Source organism: Laedolimicola sp. (assembly GCF_051972735.1).
In the GTDB taxonomy this organism is placed as follows: domain Bacteria; phylum Bacillota; class Clostridia; order Lachnospirales; family Lachnospiraceae; genus Laedolimicola; species Laedolimicola intestinihominis.
In genome coordinates, this window is sequence record NZ_JBOKYU010000005.1 from 20,606 (window position 1) to 36,504 (window position 15,899).

At 51.7% G+C, this 15,899-nt stretch carries 16 protein-coding genes and 1 pseudogene; 1 reads left to right on the top strand and 16 read right to left on the bottom strand.

All coding sequences use genetic code 11. The features are described 5' to 3' along the window. Nucleotides 1–9: 9 nt before the first annotated feature. The 15 genes and pseudogenes from ACTRC3_RS02595 to ACTRC3_RS02665 all read right to left on the bottom strand — a co-directional run bounded on the left by ACTRC3_RS02595 (nt 10) and on the right by ACTRC3_RS02665 (nt 13,276). A complete protein-coding gene (locus ACTRC3_RS02595) occupies nt 10–684 on the bottom strand; it encodes a transaldolase family protein (protein ID WP_349164493.1) in 675 nt (224 codons plus the stop codon). Between the two features lie 179 nt (nt 685–863). Beyond that, the gene (locus ACTRC3_RS02600; protein ID WP_440321344.1) at nt 864–2,906 is read right to left on the bottom strand and encodes a hypothetical protein; all 2,043 of its coding nucleotides are present in this window, start codon (nt 2,904–2,906) and stop codon (nt 864–866) included. Beyond that, complete coding sequence (gene cdd, locus ACTRC3_RS02605; RefSeq protein ID WP_178039621.1) at nt 2,903–3,331, bottom strand: cytidine deaminase; 429 nt, start codon at nt 3,329–3,331, stop codon at nt 2,903–2,905. The genes ACTRC3_RS02600 and cdd overlap by 4 nt, the downstream gene beginning before the upstream one ends. 14 nt (nt 3,332–3,345) lie before the next feature. Continuing rightward, nucleotides 3,346–3,789 (bottom strand): N-acetyltransferase family protein, encoded by a 444-nt coding sequence (locus ACTRC3_RS02610; protein WP_440321346.1) that lies wholly within the window; start codon nt 3,787–3,789, stop codon nt 3,346–3,348. Nucleotides 3,790–3,872: 83 nt separating this feature from the next. Further along, nucleotides 3,873–5,138, bottom strand: a complete 1,266-nt coding sequence (locus ACTRC3_RS02615) for a saccharopine dehydrogenase family protein (RefSeq protein WP_440321348.1) — start codon at nt 5,136–5,138, stop codon at nt 3,873–3,875. Nucleotides 5,139–5,202: 64 nt separating this feature from the next. After that, complete coding sequence (locus ACTRC3_RS02620; protein WP_349164489.1) at nt 5,203–5,346, bottom strand: hypothetical protein; 144 nt, start codon at nt 5,344–5,346, stop codon at nt 5,203–5,205. Between the two features lie 85 nt (nt 5,347–5,431). Then, nucleotides 5,432–5,911, bottom strand: a pseudogene (locus ACTRC3_RS02625) (histidine kinase); the annotation flags it as partial. 71 nt (nt 5,912–5,982) lie between these two features. Further along, nucleotides 5,983–6,276: a helix-turn-helix domain-containing protein gene (locus ACTRC3_RS02630; RefSeq protein ID WP_440321430.1), complete on the bottom strand. Its 294-nt coding sequence runs from the start codon at nt 6,274–6,276 to the stop codon at nt 5,983–5,985. Further along, nucleotides 6,258–6,764 carry a hypothetical protein gene (locus ACTRC3_RS02635; protein WP_440321351.1) on the bottom strand — a complete coding sequence of 169 codons (507 nt, stop codon included), beginning with the start codon at nt 6,762–6,764 and terminating at the stop codon, nt 6,258–6,260. The genes ACTRC3_RS02630 and ACTRC3_RS02635 overlap by 19 nt, the downstream gene beginning before the upstream one ends. A gap of 17 nt (nt 6,765–6,781) precedes the next feature. Further along, nucleotides 6,782–7,366, bottom strand: coding sequence for a response regulator (locus tag ACTRC3_RS02640; protein ID WP_440321353.1), 585 nt, complete (start codon nt 7,364–7,366; stop codon nt 6,782–6,784). Nucleotides 7,367–7,521: 155 nt separating this feature from the next. After that, a complete protein-coding gene (locus ACTRC3_RS02645; RefSeq protein WP_178039625.1) occupies nt 7,522–7,713 on the bottom strand; it encodes a small, acid-soluble spore protein, alpha/beta type in 192 nt (63 codons plus the stop codon). 65 nt (nt 7,714–7,778) lie between these two features. After that, nucleotides 7,779–10,352, bottom strand: a complete 2,574-nt coding sequence (gene secA / locus ACTRC3_RS02650; protein ID WP_178039626.1) for a preprotein translocase subunit SecA — start codon at nt 10,350–10,352, stop codon at nt 7,779–7,781. A 199-nt stretch (nt 10,353–10,551) separates the two neighbouring features. Further along, nucleotides 10,552–11,076, bottom strand: a complete 525-nt coding sequence (gene hpf, locus ACTRC3_RS02655; RefSeq protein WP_178039627.1) for a ribosome hibernation-promoting factor, HPF/YfiA family — start codon at nt 11,074–11,076, stop codon at nt 10,552–10,554. Between the two features lie 37 nt (nt 11,077–11,113). Further along, a complete protein-coding gene (gene hisA, locus ACTRC3_RS02660) occupies nt 11,114–11,884 on the bottom strand; it encodes a phosphoribosylformimino-5-aminoimidazole carboxamide ribotide isomerase (RefSeq protein WP_440321356.1) in 771 nt (256 codons plus the stop codon). Between the two features lie 129 nt (nt 11,885–12,013). After that, nucleotides 12,014–13,276: a peptidoglycan-binding protein gene (locus tag ACTRC3_RS02665; protein ID WP_440321358.1), complete on the bottom strand. Its 1,263-nt coding sequence runs from the start codon at nt 13,274–13,276 to the stop codon at nt 12,014–12,016. A 142-nt stretch (nt 13,277–13,418) separates the two neighbouring features. Here ACTRC3_RS02665 and ACTRC3_RS02670 point away from each other — a divergent pair, with 142 nt between their 5' ends. After that, the gene (locus ACTRC3_RS02670) at nt 13,419–14,375 is read left to right on the top strand and encodes a sugar-binding transcriptional regulator (protein ID WP_440321360.1); all 957 of its coding nucleotides are present in this window, start codon (nt 13,419–13,421) and stop codon (nt 14,373–14,375) included. 5 nt (nt 14,376–14,380) lie between these two features. On the opposite strand, the gene ACTRC3_RS02675 is transcribed toward ACTRC3_RS02670, so the two are convergent. Then, entirely contained in the window at nt 14,381–15,883 is a 1,503-nt protein-coding gene (locus ACTRC3_RS02675) for an FGGY-family carbohydrate kinase (protein WP_440321362.1), read from the bottom strand. Between the last annotated feature and the right edge of the window lie 16 nt (nt 15,884–15,899).

The following is a 15,899-nucleotide window of genomic DNA, read 5'->3' on the forward strand; positions in this document are numbered from 1 at the left end:
AATCCGTAATTAGCAATCCAACATGGTCTTGCCTTTTCCGCAGACCTTCTCGAAGTCTCTGCGGAACACGTTCAGAGCTGCCGTTACAGAGTCGTTCTTGATCAGCAGATCCAGTACATCCGGGGAAATGGTAGTCGCGCCAATGCCATACTCGCACAGAGTAATCACCTGACGGGAGTTCTTGAAGCTGGCTGCCAGCACCTCGGTCTTGAAGCCGTAGTTGCGGAACATGTCGTGAATCTCCTTGGCAGTGCGAACGCCGTCGGATCCCAGATTGTCAATACGGTTAATGTAAGGCGCTACATACTGGGCACCGGATTTGGCTGCCAGGAACGCCTGCATCTGGGTATAGATGGCCGTCGCTGTTACATGAATCCCTGCCGCTGCCAGAATACGGATAGCCTTCAGACCCTCCTTGGTGGTCGGAATCTTGATAAATGTATCATCGCCCAGCTCCCGGCGTATCTTGTAGGCCTCCTCCACCATACCATCGGCCTGATCGCTCAGAACCTGCACATGCAGTTCGCCTTCCTCGATGAAATCACGAATCTCCTTCAGTACCTCATAGGGCGGGCGCTTCTCCTTAGCCAGAATAGTCGGGTTACAGGTTACGCCGTCCATGGGAAAATACTCGTACATGGAACGAATATCATCAATATTGGCGTTGTCAATAATCAGCTTCATAATGTTCCTCTCCTTTTCGACGGACCTTCTGTCAGGTTCGCCCGGTTTAGTTGCATAAATGTCATGTTTTGTTATGTTTTGTTATGTTCTGTTATATTTTATTATACTAGAATTCCATAAAAATACAATGCATAATATGTCTAAAATTAAACAAAAATCCATCCTGATTCTGTACTTTCTTACTGTTTCGCTTTTCCACGAAGCTCTTGCACCAGGAACAGTACCGCCAATCCCTCAAAGGCAATCATAATCGGATAAGCCCCTGACAGATACCAGTACAGAATCGCGTTCCAGCCGGAGATTTCCGAGTAGGAGATGCCGCCCAGTAACACGAAATAGCTGGCCAGCAGCGCGGAAAGGGTCAGCCACACGGACAGATCACGGCCATCCGCGTCCTTCACCTTTTTCAGACGACGTTTCAGCATCCGCACACAGAGAACCAGATAAGCCATCGCTCCGGCTGCAGCCGCGATAGCTCCTGTGTAATGGTACGCCTGACACACCCCATTTAAAATGACGCCCTTATAGTTGATCTTCGCCAAGAACCCATGGCGCTCCGGTACATCCCAGTACCAGTCCAGATTCAGGCAGGAGGTGTCGCTCTCAATCCGGGTCACATCGTCGGACAGCTCATAGGAGTCCAGAAGCGCACCGTTCCGATAGGACTTCAGATATATGGTCTGTGGCTTATCCTCCACGGAAAGCTTCAGGGAAAACCGGCACTTTTCGCTGCCGGGCGCCGCAATGCCCTGTCCGGCCAGATAGGACGCGATATCGTCACTCTCGGTGAAATCCGCCGCTCCAAGTACGGTGCCATCCGCAAGCTCCGCCTGTAAAGTCACGCCATCCATACCCTCATAGGACGCGTACCAGCCCGCCATTTCCACCAGATTCGACTCATACCAGACAGCCTTGTCGCCGGTCATCCGCTCAAACAGCGGGATGCCGCCGTTATCATCCGGTTCGCTGTAGAGGTACACCAGTGTCTCCATCTCATCATAGGTGGTGGTATAAGCGATCGCCTTGCCTAACGCGCCGAACAAATCGCCCAGATAGCCTTTTCTCCAGGGGGACATATAGGTTGAAGGCATGGTCGCCTGCCGTTCCAGGCGTCCCTCATCCATGGCGGTCTCCAGCTCGTCCCGGATCTGCAGGCATACCTGATTGACTGTCCCGCCATCCGTATAATAACCGGCCTGCTCCAGAGCGGTACGGAAAATCCAGAAGACCCAGCCGTCCCTTACCTCCCAGTCCTTCTCATTTTCCTCGGAACCGGCCCAGTAGATGCGGCTGCTCTGAATATAAGGCTCCAGCTTCTTCAGAGTCGGACACTCGTCGCACATCCGCGCCACCTTCTCCCTGGTCATAGTGACGCCCGGAATATCCTCCTCCGGCTTCACTGCCATCATGCTCTTATACATTTCTGCAAAGCCGCCTTTTTGCAGCTCGTTGGTCAGACTGATATTATAATGGGTATAGTTCTCCTGGGCAATCAGCTGTCCCGCACCCCAGACGCTTAAAAACGGCAGCAAAATCAGAACCGCTTTCGCCACGTAGACTTTTGCGTGCTCCTTACGCCACAGCACAAACAGATTTCCCAGATATACCAATACAAATACGATGAGAAACGGCTCCACCCAGATAGCGTCCTCCCTCGTATAGAAAAATGTCACCATGCCGATCGCAGCGGTCAGAAGCCACAGAAGCTGTTTCTTTACCGGCTCCTTTCTACGCAGCCACAAAGCCAGCAGGCCGCCGAAGATCAGCAGCACCTGGATATAGGAAATACTGTTGCGGTACACTCTCTGAAACGCCTGAACCGAATAGGACACCGGATTCCACAGAAGCACCAGATACAGGGTCAGGCAGGCCCGGTATTTTTTCAGAAGAGGTCTCAGCGCGTACACGAAAATCATGCAGCTGACCGTATACAGAAATGCCGACACGCTTAGGTAAGACAGGTGCAGAAAATTCAGCACTGCCAGATAAAAGGGGAAAAACATGCCCTTGGTCAGGGTCAGATCGTTATATTCTCCCAACCACCGGCCACCACGCAGGGCATCCGCCATATGTACCATAATCCAGTCGTCATGGATGCCCTTCGGCACCGCCATAATCGGCAGATTGTAAACCAGAAACTCTTTCAGCACACCAAACAGCACCATGGACAGGAAAAAGAACACTTCTTTTCTCCGAGTTGATAGATTTTTCCAGAAATTCATGAATGTTTCTCCTTCCCGTTCAGATTATCCGGTCCAAAGCTTAAAGGAAGCAGCTCCTTTAACAGGTACACCTGCTTCTCCCCGGTTCCGGCTCCCAGAATGATCCGAAACTCCTCCGGATCGCAGAATTCCCGCATGACCTGGCGGCAGACGCCGCAGGGCGCAGTCAGAGCCGGTGCACTGTCTTCCGATCCGCCTGCGATGGCGATGGCTGTAAACGCACGTTTTCCCTCGCTGACTGCCTTATAGATGGCGGTGCGCTCCGCACAGATGCCCGGCGTAAAGGCCGCATTTTCGATGTTGCAGCCGGTATAGACACTGTCATCGGCGCAGAGCAGGGCCGCTCCTACCCGGAAATGGGAATACGGGCTGTAAGAACTCTCCCGCGCCTGCAGCGCAAGCTCCATCAATTTTTCATCACTCATCTGTATCTCCTTATTTATCGATCGAGAACCATCTGATCATAGGCCAGGAATTCAAAACCCAGCCGCTCATACAGGTGCACAGCTTTCTCATTGCTGCGGGTGACCTCCAGACGGAAACGGCGCACCTGCGGCTTCGCCTTCATAATTTCATCAAAGAAACGGGTGCCATAGCCTTTTCCCCGGAATTCTTCCTTCAGAAACAGCTCCTCAAACATCAGACAGCGTCCGCCCACCTCACAGGCATAGTATTCCGTAATATAGGCAAAGCCCACGGTTGTATCATCCTCGTTCAGCACAAAGCCCTCGAGAATCGAATCCTCACTGACAGCATCCGCAAAGGTCTGTTCCAGTTTTTCCATCGGAACCGGATGGCTGACTGCATCGCTGTGGTAGAACTGCTCCACCATGGCCAGTACTTCATCGTGCATCTCTTTTGTCATTTTTTTCAGTGCAAACATGGTAACTTTTCTCCTTATTACGCATTGGTACTTACAGTGTACCTTGAATCCGGCTTTCCGTCAACCATGCTTGCCCGGACGCCTTAGCGTTCCTGAATATGATAGGCCAGTCCTGCCTCCTCCATCTGATCCATGTAGGGACGGGAGGGGAAGTACTCCGGCGAGAATACGCCGGCCTCCTTCCAGATTCCCCGGCCCATAAGCTCGATGGCCAGAGCCGCCCCAAAGCCGGTCTGGGCTACCACTGCCTGCAGTCCGAAATCCCGCAGCGCCTCCTGATTGTCAAAGGGCTGATAGATAAAATATTCCTTCTTCTCTCCGTTCTTGATACCGATACAGTCCACGCCCACGCACATACCGCCTGTCATGTCCTCTCCGATATCCTTGGGCTGGGGCGCGCAGGCCGCTACCACATCCCGGGGCACCACCTTCACATCTCCCACCTGAACCGGATGGATATTCCGAAGTCCCAGCTTATCCAGGACTTTCAGAGCGTTCAGCAGGTTATCGTCCAGAGCGATCTTGAAGCTGGCCTTCTGTAATCCATATTTTTCCAGGTACCGCGGCATGGTGACTACCTCCTCGTGCTCCACCTTTACCAGATGGTTGACACCGAAGGGCTCCGGCATCCGGAAGTCCTCCTCTCCCGCAAAGGCATCCTCGATGAGGAAGCCGCCCTCCCGGCTCCATTCCGCGTTGGGATTCATCACCTCGTCCAGTACCGTCCATACATTGAAGCCAAAGATAATCTCGTCCTTCTCGCTCTCCGGCGGCGTCAGATTGCCGCCGTCCTTCACATGCACCTCCAGCAGCTCATCAAATAAGTATTCTGCCGCGTATTTGGCAAATACATTTACCACGCCCGGATCAATTCCCAGACAGATACAGGCCATCTGTCCCTTTTCCTTCCAGGCCTCGTGCCGGTCAAAATTGTACTTGGTCATGGGCTCCAGGTAAGCCCCCTCAAAGCCCTTTCCGAATTCCGGATGATCCTTCGGCACCGACCAGGTTCCCATGCTGGCATAATCGGCTCCCGCCTCAAAGGCCGCGTCAAATATAAAATTGCTCACAAAGGGAGAGGCCGCGTCCATCACGAAATCAATCCGGTGCTCCCGCATAAGCGCCGTCAGCGCTTCCCGGTCTCTGGCGTCCACCTGCGCCGTCTCATACTGCGTTCCTTCCCGGTATTTCCGCTCCTGCTCCAGATGGCTCTTTACCTCGTCTGCCCGCTTTAAATCAAAATCCGCCAGCAGCACATAGGAAAGCCACTCTCCCTTGGGATCCCGCTTTTCCAGCATTTTTAAAATACATTCTCCTACGGCGCCTGCGCCTGTCAGCATCATTCTCATATCTTTTCTCCTTTTCCATAAAAAATAGAGAGACTGATGCCTGTGCATCAATCTCTCTGTCCTTTTACCAGTTGGTTATCTCCACGTAGGCGGCGATTGCTCGCTCTCTCCAGAGTTCCGTCGGATAACCTTCCTTTTGCCTGTCAGTTTCCACTGCGGAATGATGAATTCCCACAGTTTGCTTCTTCGGCGCTCCTTTTGCTTTCACCAGCCGGAGTCTCTAGAGTTATCCTCTACCGGATCTATGAATTTGAACCAAGTATACCAGTCCCAGCTCCTTCATGCAAGCTTTTTTACTCAATTACCGGAAATAATTCCTTCACGGTCGGGTAGATTCTGCGGAACTTCTGATACTGCTTTTCATATCGGGCTGCGTTCTCCGGGATCGGCTCCACGGTATCCACAATTTCCACAATCTTTTCCGCTGCTTCTTCCACACTTGCGTATTCACCACAAGCTACCGCAGCCAGCATAGCACCGCCCATCGACGGCCCTTCTTCGCTCTTCGGGATATCCACCTTAACATTCAGGATATCCGCCACCATCTGACGCCACAGCGGACTCTTGGCTCCGCCGCCGCAAATCTTGGTACGTTCTATATTACTAATCGTATAACGGAAAAATCCTGCAAGGGCCTCACACATATCAGCCACGCTGTCCAGCCCGGATATCAGCGCCTCGCTTCGGATACTCTCCAGGGTGTTATAAAGGAAATGCGGATTAATCTGATTCTGCAGAGCCTGATATTGCGCCTGCCGTTTACTGAGTTCCAGCGTTGTGGAGGTAGTCATATATTCCAGTGTTTTACAAATTGCCTGTTTTTCCTGCAGATTATAATAATATCTCACCTGCTCCAGATCTTCGCGGCTTCCCTTTGCCGCGAAATATCCCAGCTTTCTGGTCGTTTCCTGATAAGGCTTCCAGATAAGGTTTTGGAAAAACGCTTATAATCGTTAATTCCCACTGATTTCGCAACATTTTCTATCGTCATCCTGCTCTCACGAAGAAGAACTTTTGCCTCGTCTATTCTCACATCCGTCAAATATTCAAGAAAATTTTTCTCTGTTTCCTTTCGGAACAACGTACTGAAATAGCTTCCGGAAAATCCTACCTCAGAGCTTACCTCTTCCAGACTGATGGGATCCGCAAGGTGTCAGCCAGAAAATCAAACAGCCTCTCATGGCTGCTGCACAGTTCAGCCTGTCGGCAAAACTGCTCTTCCCCCTCATCAAAATGGTACTCATTCTGAAATACGCCGGACAGAAGGAAAAGCCGATAGGCTTCCCGCACCAGCCTCAACATCTGCGCGCCATTCATTTTACAGGCCAGTGCATCCATATGGAGCCTTTCCACAACCTCCAGCATCCGCTCCGGCTCCTGCAGCTCCAGACATTGACGGATGGCCACACTAAATGGTTTGAACAGAACATCCTCTCCAACGGAAGAATTTTCCGGAATTTTATCCAGAAACTGACTGTTCCATATAAACAGCCGTTCGCCCATCGTCAGCTCTGCTTCCGTAACACAGCCAGGAAGCTGTCCTATATCCTGTACTTCTCCGCTGACTGCCAGGTGAAACCGCATATATTCAAAGGCATGCAGCTCCATGCACAGAGTGCTGATCATGTTCTCCAGGCCAGCCTTCAGGACCTTTTCAGTTTTTCAAACAGGCCCGGAGCTTTGCTATTCACCAGTTCCATCACGTTATCGGCATAATTTTCGCTGAGATCTTCGTTATTTTTTACATCGGCCTGTATCAGAAAGGTCCTGAATTTTCCCTCCTGAAAATGGTACCAGTATTTTTCATTTAAGGCTTCCATATTCTGGAGAATCCGGGCATACTCCAAATCCATCCACAGGGTTTCTCTTACACGGGCCTGATCCAGAACCTGCTGCTTCTTTTGCTCCAGATTTTTCTCCGTCAATGCTTGATGCTCCATATAACGCTGGCGCACCTTCTGCAGCGTGGCATTCAAAGCTTCCTCATTCACCGGTTTTAATATATAATCGCTGACTCCATAGCGGATAGCGGTCTGCGCATATTCAAAATGGGAATATCCACTGATAATAATAAATTCCATATCCGGGTTTTGGATGCGCGCCCGTTTCAAAAGCTCCATGCCATCATATCCGGGCATCCGGATATCCGTCAGCACCAGATCCGGATGTTCCGCTTCTATCATCTGAAGGGCTCCAATTCCATTCGATGCCGTTCCTACCAGCTTCATTTCCAATTATTTCCAGTGAATCAGCTTGCAAATCAACTGACATACCTTTTCCTCATCATCTGCTACTAATACACGGATCATACATTTTCTTCTATTCCGTTTTTTGTATTCTTCATTATATACAACCCCGTTAAAAATAGCAAGCTGGCTGCGTCTTACCTGGATTTGTTCAGTTCCTTTTTCTTCTTCGTCATCAACCCGCCGATTCGTCCGGTCTCCTTGGAAGAAAGAGATTTCCAGCCATCCTTAAGCACTTTATCCAAAAGCCCCAGTTCCTCCGCGATTTCATATTTCAACTGTTCCTCCGGCTCTAAATGCTTCAGTTCCGGCTTTTTCTTTTTTGACATAAAAAGACCATACCCCTTTCTGATCATTTTAAAAAGAGTATGGCCTTCTTTTTTATGCTTTATACTTACGCGCCTTTTCTTCCGCAGCACTGCTTATACTTCTTGCCGCTTCCGCAGGGACAGGGATCGTTCGGGTAAATCTTAGCGCTTTCCCTTTTCTTGGGCGCTGCTGCCAGGGAGGTATCCTTATTGGTTCCTGTTACCTTGGCTACCTGTTCACGCTCTGCTTTCTCCTCCACGCGCACATGAAGCAGAATCCGGACGGTTTCCTCCTGAATGCTGGCTGTCATGGCAGAGAACATCTCATAACCGCTGAGCTTATACTCTACCAGCGGATCACGCTGGGCAAATGCCTGCAGGCCAATACCCTGGCGCAGCTGTTCCATATCGTCGATGTGATCCATCCATTTGCGGTCAATGACCTTCAGAAGGAATACACGCTCTAATTCTCTCAGCATCTCCGGATTCGGGAACTCCGCCTCCTTCAGCTCATAGAGCTTCACTGCCTCTTCTTTCAACATATGCTTCAGCTCTGCCTTATTCTTCTTATCGGCAATGCGCTCCGGCGTAATGGTCTGCAGCGGTATCGTGCGGAGCAGAGACTCGTTCAAGCCTAAGAGATCCCACTCGGACTTATCCTGATCGTCGCCAATCAGGCTGTCTACCACATTTTCTACGGTATCGGTGAGCATCTTATAGATGGCATCACGCATGCTCTCGCCGTTCAGTACCCGGCGGCGCTCCGCGTAGATGATCTCACGCTGCTCATTCATAACCTGGTCGTACTCCAGCAGGTTCTTACGAATACCGAAGTTGTTGCTCTCGATCTTCTTCTGAGCCTTCTCAATGGCATCGGAAAGCATCTTATGCTCAATCTGCTCATTTTCCGGCACGCCCAGGGCATTGAACACACTCATCAGACGCTCGGATCCGAAGAGACGCATCAGATCGTCCTCCAGAGAGATGTAGAAACGAGATTCTCCCGGGTCTCCCTGACGACCGGAACGTCCGCGCAGCTGGTTGTCGATACGACGGGACTCATGACGCTCGGTACCGATAATCTTCAGTCCGCCTGCTGCCTTGGCGTCATCGTCCAGCTTGATATCGGTACCACGGCCTGCCATATTGGTAGCGATGGTAACCGCGCCATGCTGGCCTGCCAGGGCTACGATCTCCGCCTCGCGCTCATGGAACTTGGCGTTCAGGACTTCATGCTGAATGCCCTTCTTGCGGAGCAGTCCGCTTAAGTACTCAGAGGTCTCGATGGTAATGGTACCTACCAGAACCGGCTGACCCTTGGCGTGAGCACGCTCGATCTCCTCCACAACTGCATGGAACTTCTCTTTCTTGGTCTTGTATACCGCGTCGTCCAGATCCTTTCGGATAACCGGACGGTTGGTCGGGATCTCGATAACGTCCATACCGTAGATCTCGCGGAACTCCTTCTCCTCGGTGAGGGCGGTACCGGTCATACCGGCCTTCTTTGCGTATTTATTGAAGAAGTTCTGGAAGGTAATATTCGCCAGCGTCTTGCTCTCGCGCTTCACCTTTACATGCTCCTTAGCCTCGATAGCCTGGTGAAGTCCATCGGAGTAACGGCGTCCCGGCATAATACGTCCGGTAAACTCATCAACGATCAGAACCTGATCATCCTTTACCACGTAATCCTGATCCCGGAACATCAGATAGTTAGCGCGCAGGGCCAGAATCATATTGTGCTGGATCTCCAGGTTCTCCGGATCCGCCAGGTTCTCGATGTGGAAATAATCCTCCACCCGCTTCACGCCGTCTGCCGTCAGGTTGACGATCTTATCCTTCTCATTGACGATAAACTCGCCGGTCTCCTCGATCTCTTCGCCCATGATGGCGTTCATCTTGCTGAACTCACCGCTGGCCTCGCCGCGCTTCATGGTCTTCGCCAGCGCGTCGCAGATCTCGTAAAGCTTGGTGGACTTGCCGCTCTGTCCGGAGATAATCAGCGGGGTGCGGGCCTCGTCGATAAGGATGGAATCGATCTCGTCGATGATGGCGTAATGCAGGTCTCTCTGTACCAGCTGCTCCTTGTAGATAACCATGTTATCACGCAGATAATCAAAGCCCAGCTCATTGTTGGTTACATAAGTAATATCACAGTTATAAGCGGCGCGCCGCTCATCTCCTGTGCTGCTGTTCAGAACCACGCCGACGGTCAGTCCCAGAGCCTCATGTACCTTGCCCATCCAGGACGCGTCACGGTGAGCCAGATAATCATTGACCGTAACGATATGGACGCCCTTACCCTCCAATGCGTTCAGGTAAGCCGGAAGGGTGGACACCAGGGTCTTTCCTTCACCTGTCTTCATCTCGGCGATACGTCCCTGATGCAGGATAATACCACCAATCAGCTGTACCCGGTAATGCTCCATACCAAGCACACGCTTCGCAGCCTCGCGGACAGTCGCGAAGGCCTCTACCAGCAAATCATCCAGGGTCTCGCCATCGGCCAGACGCTGCTTGAATTCTTTTGTCTTTCCCTTCAGTTCTTCATCAGAAAGCTTCTGCATCTCCGGGCGGAGCGCTTCGATCCGATCCACCAGCGGGTAAATCAGCTTCAGCTCCCTTTCACTGTGAGTACCAAACATTTTTGTAAATAAATTCATCTGCAAACTCCAATCTTAAGTTTCTGCCATTTCAGACAATACTCTGTTTAACATTTTAACACTACACGGCGGAATATTCAAGAAGTTTCCAATATCCCTGCCCTGGGGCCGGAACCCCAAAATAGAATCCTGCAACATGGTATTTCCTATAGACCAAAAAGGGACTGCGCCTGCGCGCAGCCCCCGGATAAATCATATTTTACTGTTCCGGCTCAATCAGTCCGTAGGTATTGCCCTTTCTCTTGTAAACCACGTTGATCTGCTCAGTCTCCGCATTTACAAATACGTAGAAGCTGTGTCCCAGCATCTCCATCTGTACGCATGCATCTTCCGGATACATGGGCTTCATATCGAACTGCTTGGTACGGATGATGCGAACCTCTTCATCCTCTGCCTCTTTGTCGATAAACTCCTGACGGAAGCTTCCTGCACCCTGCTCACGCTGTACAATCTTGTTCTTGTACTTGCGGAGCTGACGCTCAATGACCTCTTCCACCAGGTCGATAGATACATACATATCATTGCTTACCTGCTCGGAACGAATCACAGTTCCCTTTACAGGAATGGTTACCTCAATCTTCTGTCTTTCTTTCTCGACACTTAAAGTAACATGTACTTCCGTGTCCGGAGTAAAATAGCGCTCTAACTTTCCGAGCTTGTCCGTGATCGCTGTACGGAGCCCCTCTGTCACATCGATATTTTTGCCGCTGATTACATAACGCATAAAATCAACTCCTTTACGGGTATTTCGAGATCTCTCTCTAACGCAAGTATACCACATTTCGGTACGGGATACAACCGCCAAAAAGATCTAAGGCGCTTCCGATGGTCACGTCCAGGCGGCCCTTTCCGAGGGTGCGAAGTGCCTCCACATCCTCCAGGCTGCCCACGCCGCCCGCATAGGTAACGGGGATTCCGGCCCAGTCGCCGAGCATGGCTGCCAGTTCTTTTTCAATCCCTGAAGCTTTGCCCTCCACGTCCACGGCGTGGACTAAAAATTCGCTGCATTTCCCGGACAATTCATCCAGAAGGGCGGGCGTCACCCGGACGTCTGTAAATTTCTGCCAGCGGTCGGTGACGATGTAGTACGCGCCGCCCTTTTTGCGGCAGCTCAAGTCCAGCACCAGGCGGTCGCGGCCCACAGCTGCAAGCATTTTCCCCAGATTCTCATACTGGATCCGGCCGTTTTTGAAGACATAAGAGGTCACGATGACCTGGCTGGCTCCGGCGTCCAGATATTCCGCTGCGTTTTCCGGATGAATGCCGCCGCCGATCTGAAGGCCCCCCGGGTAGGCCTTTAAGGCTTTCAACGCCTGCGCTTTCGTGGCCTCATAATAAGGAGAACCCGCGCCGTTCAGCAGAATCACATGGCCTCCTTTCAGGCCGTCTTCCTGATAAAGCTTCGCATACCAGGCCGCATCCTGCTCCGACACAAAATTTTCCCTGGCGAAATCATTTTTATCAGTCAGGCTGCCTCCCACGATCTGCTTAACCTGGCCATTGTGGATATCGATACATGGACGGAAACGCATAAATTTCTTCCCCCGCTTTCCAATCATTTTCCCTATTATAATAGAATTGTTTTTCTTTTGTAAAGCGAAAATACCGGTATTCAGAGAGTTGTTATTCATTCCCTGAATGCCGGTACTTTTTAATCTGTTCTAATTCAGCTCCGCGATTCTGGACACGCCTACATAGATCTCCGAAATCTTATACCAGGTCCGATAATCCACCACCCCAGTCTGGGGCAATCCAAAGATAGACTGGAACGTCCGCACGCTCTCCGCCGTGGCCGGGCCATAGATACCATCCTCGGAGACGGTCGGAATCGCCGGATAGTTCCGGGCAATCCGGTTTAACTGCTCCTGGAGCTGCAGTACCTTCTGCCCGGAAGCTCCCTCCGTCAGCTCGTAGCCGGGCCAGGAATAGGGTATGCCAGAGATCTCCTCCGCCGTATTGATGTACATGGACTCCCCGTAATAATTCCGCAGAATCTCGATGGCCGTATAGCCCTGCTCGCCCAGAGACTGACTTCCCCACTGGCTCATCCAGTTGGGGCAACTCACCCGTCGGCCATCGCAGTACTGGGTCAGGATGGGCTGCTTCACATTGGGCCGGGACAGATAGTCCGCGAAGAGCTCATCAACGATCAGGGAGATGTTTTCAAAAATGTTGCGGTTATGGATCCATTTGTGGTCGAAGGCTGTGGACGAGGTAATCGTAAAGTCGTAGCCCTTGTTTCTATACCACTCAGTATACACCCGGTTAAGCGTAAAGGACATAATTGCCAGCACATTGGCGCGGATGGCCGCGTCGGTCCAGGTGGCGTAGATTTCGCTGCAGGCCACATTTTTGATGTAATCCCGGTAGCGGACCCAGTAGTCTGACGCGGAGCTGTCCGAGGGCGCGCCGTCGTGGACGATGACGTACTCCGGCACCACCACACGACTCAGGACGATCTCCCCGCTCTCGCCCACCGGCTTAATCTCCGCTTCAGCAATCTTCGGCGGATAATTCCCGAACAGGGTATGAGCTCCGATGACATAGCGCTCATACTCTTCTCCCTGCCGGGGCTGCATCCGAATCTCCTGAATGGCCGTCACCTCCGGCAGAATCTCCGTTCCCGCAATCTCCACTGGCTCGTAGCCCGGCGCGGTCACCGACAGGGTATATTCCGAGTAGGGCTGGGGCTCGCTTGGCTCCACACTGTACTCCAGCGGCGGCGCGGCCAGCTCCACCTCATCGGTCTGCCCGGAGCTGTTGGTCGTCAGCTCCTCCATGGTCTGATCCGGCTCTCCGGTATAAGAGATAGCCACCTTCGCCCCCGGAATCGGCTGCGCGCCCCGGGCGGAAGTAATATGAATCTGCAGCTTTCCATAGTCCGGCAGGTCGGACTGCATGGCTTTTAATTTCAAATTTTGCATCGTAGGTTCCTGTATGATGTGTTTCTACAAACTATGCTGCCCCGCCGGAAAAAATACTTTGAAATTCCATTGCATAGCGTTATAATATACATATCTGTTTTAGCTAATTCTATCTATATTTCGACTATCCATGAGGTGACTTATGAATCAGAAAGAACTCAAGAAATTAAGCTTACTGGCTGAAGTGGCCTGCGACTATTATGAGCGGGGACTTACACAGAATGAAATCGCTGACAAGCTCTTTCTTTCCCGCACCCGCGTTTCCCGCCTCTTAAAAGAAGCCGTGGATGAGGGAATCGTCTCCTTCTCTGTTAATTATACCTTTGAGCGTCATTATGAAATTGAAGAACGTCTGAAAAACCGCTTCGGTCTGAAGCATGCCCGCGTCCTGAACAACCGCATCAGCGAAAAATCCATGTACCACCGGGACGTCTGCAAGCTGGGCGCAGAATATCTGATGGAGCATATGAGGAAAAACCTGATCATCGGTACCGGATGGGGTGACAGTCTGGCCGTCCTTGTAAAAATGCTGCAGCCTCTGGATTTAAATCCGGATATCGTCCAGCTCATGGGATCCGTTACCTGCGAATCTATCAGCAGCACCCCACAGGCTGTTGTGACTGCCATGGCTGAAGTCTTTCACGGACATGCGGATTTTCTGAACCTGCCTCTGTACATTCCCGACGATTACGTCCGGAATGCCCTCTGTAACGATGCCAACAATTCTGTGATTCTGAAAAAGGGAATTTTCTGCGATAAGGTGATTGCCAGCATCGGAACCATGGGGAAGATTCGGGAAAGCGATTACTGGCGGGGCAGTATGCCGCCTGAGATTTATAAGGATCTGGTGGAAAAGGGTGCCTGCGGATCCATTCTGGGCCGTTTCTTTGACGCCAATGGACAAGAGCTTGCCTGTGATTGGAATGAGAAATCCATCAGTTTATCCATTCAACAGCTTCGCAACATCTCTGACGTAGTGATCGTGGCCTCTCCGGTATCCAAAGCGCCTGCGCTTCTGGCCGCCCTGAAAGGCGATTTTATCAACACATTAATTACGGATGGCACGACGGCCACCCGTATCTTAAATGAAGCAAAATAAATTTTTTAATACATATCCCGGGACAGCTTTTTCACACTGTCGTACAGCGCATTCATCTGCCGCTGTTTCCGGAGATAGATTTCCGCATGGGCAGGATTGGGAGAATACATCTCTACCTGCTCTTTTTCTTTGGCTGTCTCAATTGCTTCGCTGTGCGTCTCATAGATACCAAGCGCCACCGCCGCATTGGCCCAGGCTCCCAGGGCGGTCTGCTCTGCGCTTGACTGGTTATGCAGCAGCTTCTTTTGGTAGATATCCGACTGCATCTGGTTAAACTCCGGGAACCTGGTAAGGCCCCCTCCGATCAGCAGCTTGTCGATGGTTCCCACGTAGCCTTCCACGATATCCAGGTTGTTCTTGGCTTCCAGGGCGATTGCCTCCAGAACGGCCCGCGCCATATCCGCGCGCGTCGTATTCAGTCCCAGATTTGCGAAATGCCCCTTGGCGTCCGCGTTCCAGTCCGGGGTTCCCCTTCCTTGGAAATAAGGCAGTGCCAGACAGTCGTTGGCTCCCGGCGGACTCTGCTTTACCGCCCCATTGATGCGCTCGAAGGGATTCTCATCCCCTTCACTGTCCGCGAAGAGATTGGCCTTCGCCCAATTGTACAGGGCCGCGCAGGTCAGCATACTGCTCTCCAGCACATATTTGCCCGGAATCGCATGGGCACCGCAGATGATATTATTGGTCAGGTTCTCGGGTACTTTCTCGCTGTAGCCCAGCATAAAGGCTCCGGTTCCGGTGGTAATCTCCAGACTGCCCGGCGCAGTTACGCCGTGCCCTAAGGCTGCGCACTGCTGGTCTCCGCCTGCGGATATGAAGGGCGTGCCCGCCGTAAGACCGGTCTTCGCTGCAAATTTCTCCGTCACTGTGCCAATCACGGTACCCGGCTCCCGCAGTTCGCAGAGCCTGTCTGCCTCGATTTCGAAGATATCCAGAAGCTTCGGATCCCACTCCCTGGTCCGCACATTCATCAGAAGGCTGCGGCTGCCATAGGTATGGTCTGTCCGGTATTCTCCGGTAATCTCATGTGTAATAAAGTCCGCAATCGTACAGAATTTATAGGTTTTCTCATAGATCTCCGGCGCGTTCCGGCGCACCCAGGTCATCTTCGTTCCGGAAAATACGGTATTGATCCTGGCTCCGGTCAGCTTATAGATGGCCTTTTCCATGCCCCGGAATTCATCGACGATCTCCTTATTGCGCTTATCCTGCCACATGATGGCAGCCATCAGCGCGTGGCCGTCCTTATCCACCGGTATTACACTGGAGCGCTGGCTTGTCAAAGCCAGCCCGCCAATCTTTACATTTTCTTTTTCACAGTATGCGGCAGCCGCCCGGCCGATTTCCACGATGGTGTCTGACCAGTCGGATGTGTCCTGTTCCGCATGGGTTCCGTCGATGAAATGCACCTGATAGGGAATCTGATGGCAGAAGATTTCCGTTCCCTTCTCATCGTACAGGACACCGCGAATACTTGAGGTTCCCACATCAATTACTAAAATGTTCATAGGCGTTGCCCCCTCT